The 2,738-nt window shown below is 53.6% G+C and carries 3 protein-coding genes and 1 pseudogene; 2 read left to right on the forward strand and 2 right to left on the reverse strand.

What is annotated here, in order from left to right; translation table 11 throughout:
* Together DWY76_RS13670 and DWY76_RS13675 are read right to left on the reverse strand one after the other, a co-directional pair.
* Positions 1-206, reverse strand: a pseudogene (locus DWY76_RS13670) (DNA primase); the annotation flags it as partial.
* Positions 207-279: 73 nt separating this feature from the next.
* Positions 280-888 (reverse strand): CHC2 zinc finger domain-containing protein, encoded by a 609-nt coding sequence (locus DWY76_RS13675; RefSeq protein ID WP_120081601.1) that lies wholly within the window; start codon positions 886-888, stop codon positions 280-282.
* Positions 889-1,136: 248 nt separating this feature from the next.
* Here DWY76_RS13675 and DWY76_RS13680 point away from each other — a divergent pair, with 248 nt between their 5' ends.
* Positions 1,137-1,967, forward strand: a complete 831-nt coding sequence (locus DWY76_RS13680; RefSeq protein WP_120081602.1) for a helix-turn-helix transcriptional regulator — start codon at positions 1,137-1,139, stop codon at positions 1,965-1,967.
* Positions 1,951-2,616 carry a sigma-70 family RNA polymerase sigma factor gene (locus tag DWY76_RS13685; RefSeq protein ID WP_120081603.1) on the forward strand — a complete coding sequence of 222 codons (666 nt, stop codon included), beginning with the start codon at positions 1,951-1,953 and terminating at the stop codon, positions 2,614-2,616. The genes DWY76_RS13680 and DWY76_RS13685 overlap by 17 nt, the downstream gene beginning before the upstream one ends.
* The last annotated feature ends 122 nt before the right edge of the window (positions 2,617-2,738 follow it).

Genomic DNA, 2,738 nt, shown 5'->3' on the forward strand with positions numbered 1-2,738 from the left:
GAGGTGACATATTCCTCGATGTTCTCCAAGATGCGCTGCTTGATCTCGCTCTCATCCTCTACCGGGCCGTCCAGTGTGTACAGCGTTCCGTTGACGCATTTCAGCGGCCACTGCTCCAGAAAGGCACGGCCAAACTGGACTTCATCGATCTTCTTGCCGTTGTACCAGTCCGGCCATAAGGGGTTGCGGGAAATGTTTTTCTTCATAGGGTAATTCTCCTTTAGAAAAGTGAAGTGGTGGGTCTCACGGTGAGACCCACCACTTCGGGTGAATAAACTATTAGGCGCACTTTGCCAGAGCAAGGCGGTCGGTGCGCTCTTCCAGCATCAGCAGGTACGACCCGGACAGCAGCCGTGCAGCGGCATCGGCCTTCTGCTGGGGCGTCCCAAATGCAACGCAGTCCGTCAGGTGTTCGATGGTCTCGGTCGTGTGGAGGGCTTCTTCAAACCGTGGGTCATGCGGTTCCTCCGGGGTGGCGGGCTTGTAGCGCTCCTGCCAGTCGTGCAGCAGGTCAAGATAGTCGGTCAGTACCCGCAGGCAGTAGGCGATGTCTGCCCACTGCTCATCTGTCAGGCCACGCTTGGGCGGCGGCAGAGCGATGGCATTGGCGGGCGGCTTATCCGGGTCAAGCCCGAAGTCACTTGCGAGCTTCTCGGCGGCTTGCCGGGGGTTCAGGTCGAACAGCTTGGCGGTGAGGTCGATGGCATCTCCATTGGCTCCGCAGCCAAAGCAGTAATAATAGGTGTCATTCAGCTTCATGCTGGGGTCGCTGTCGGAATGGAATGGACAGCACACCATGCCATGGCGGTCGGGCTCCATGCCGTACATCTCTCCCACTTGCCGAACGGTGATGGCGGATTTGACAGTTTGATACAGGTTCAAGGGCATTCCTCCTTTGTTTCGTGCGTTGCACCAGAGTACCCCGTGTGGGAACTCTGGTGTTTTTTGCCTTGTGCCTGAATATACGGAGAATTTTGCAGAAAGGGCGAAAAAGCGGCAAAACTGCAACGGAAAAAGAAAAAAGCCCTTACCGGTTGCAGGGCTGCAACAGCAAGGGCGGAGAGAAAACCGTATATTGAACAAAACGGAAGAGCGTATTATAATGAGGAAAAAGCTCAAAAAGGAGGGCCGACCACATGGCACAGGAATATCTGCCCGCACCATCCAACATCCGTCTTGCGGACTTGATGAAAGAGCACAACATCAGCCAACCGGAGCTTGCCAAGGAAATCGGCTGCTCCAAGAGCACCATCAGCCGCTTTATCAGCGGTGCAAAGGGAACCCTGACTCATGAGCAGGTGCTGAAAATTGCAAGGCTGTTCAACGTGTCCACGGATTTTCTGCTGGGAGAAACCAACATTCCCGACCGCAAGAACTACGACATTGCCGAGTTAGGCTTGTCCGTAGAAGCCGCAAAGAACCTCTACACAGGACGTGTCAATACAGAGGTGGTCAACCTGCTGCTGGAAAACGCTCGCTTCGCAGAGCTTACTTACCGCATATCGCAGTATTTTGATGATACCTTTGCTTCCGGCATCGCAGCACAGAATGCCATGCTCACGACATTGAGCACCCTGCTGCGCACAAAGGTCAAGACCCCGGAAGCAGCCAAAGCCGCAAAGGACATCAGCCTTCGGAGAAAGCCGGTATACCAAGGTGATCTTGATGATATCGAGATGTACTTCATGGCGGCGGTCAAGGAAATCAAAAAGGGCATCGGGAGCCATTACGCCGAACAGGAAGCCATGAGCAAGAAAGTGGCAGAGAAAATGTTCGCCGAATTGACCAAAGGGCAGGATGTGCAGCACCCAACGATTACGGCAGAGCAGTTGACAGATGCAATGTTGGACAGCGTTTCGGGCATGGAAGGAGCTACGCCGGAAGCAATGGAACAGCTGCGGAACGGTCTGCTGGGAATCTTGCAGTCTGCTGCAGAGCAGGAAAACGCCCATGAAACAGACGAATGAACGGCTTTGTGCGTTGGCACAGAAAGGTGATGCCGCCGCGCTGGACAGCCTGATCGACAACAACAAGTCCTTTATCGGCAAGGTGGCAAATGACCTTTTCCGCAGCATGAATCTGGCACAGTCCGGCCTGAACCTTGACACGGACGATTTGAAACAGGCGGGCAATCTGGGCTTATGGAAAGCTGTGCCGAAGTTCGATGCAGCGCGCGGCATGAAGTTCCTGACCTATGCGGCTCCTGCCATTCATAACGCCATGATGGACATGGTTCGGGATGCCTTTACTGCTTTTGAGCAGCGGATGGTGACGGAGGATAAGGACGGTATCTGCTACCAGCGCGTTTCGCTGGACGATGTTCTGCCGGGAGAAGAGCAGCTGCGGCGTATCGAAGCCATAGCCGACCCCTACGCCATGCAGCCGCAGATCATTATGGAGGAGCAGGAATCGCGCCGGGAACTGTACGAGGGTCTGAAACGGCTGATTCAGCGAGAGCAGACCTATCTGTTGTATCGCTATGGCTTCACCGATGGCGAGGAACATCCGCTGATCGGCACAGCGATATACTTTCACCTGACAAAGAGCCGCGCTAAAAAGACCGAGGAACAGGCCATGGATAACCTGTGGCTGGAACTGCCGTGGTGGTTTATCTGAGTGAAAAGAAAAATTGTGATTGTGCTACAAGTTTTCTGGAAATTTATGTGCAGCTATACGATTTTGAGAAATTTTGTAGACGGATGAAACAAAATAGGATTAAATCTAAGTATCTAAGGAAC

Origin of the sequence: Faecalibacterium sp. AF27-11BH (assembly GCF_003603005.1) — a bacterium.
GTDB lineage: Bacteria > Bacillota > Clostridia > Oscillospirales > Ruminococcaceae > Faecalibacterium > Faecalibacterium taiwanense.

Bases quoted from the DNA above. Each gene is read 5' to 3' on its own strand.
- DWY76_RS13675 (WP_120081601.1), bottom strand. From the start codon at position 888: ATGCCCTTGAACCTGTATCAAACTGTCAAATCCGCCATCACCGTTCGG.
- DWY76_RS13680 (WP_120081602.1), top strand. From the start codon at position 1,137: ATGGCACAGGAATATCTGCCCGCACCATCCAACATCCGTCTTGCGGAC.
- DWY76_RS13685 (WP_120081603.1), top strand. From the start codon at position 1,951: ATGAAACAGACGAATGAACGGCTTTGTGCGTTGGCACAGAAAGGTGAT.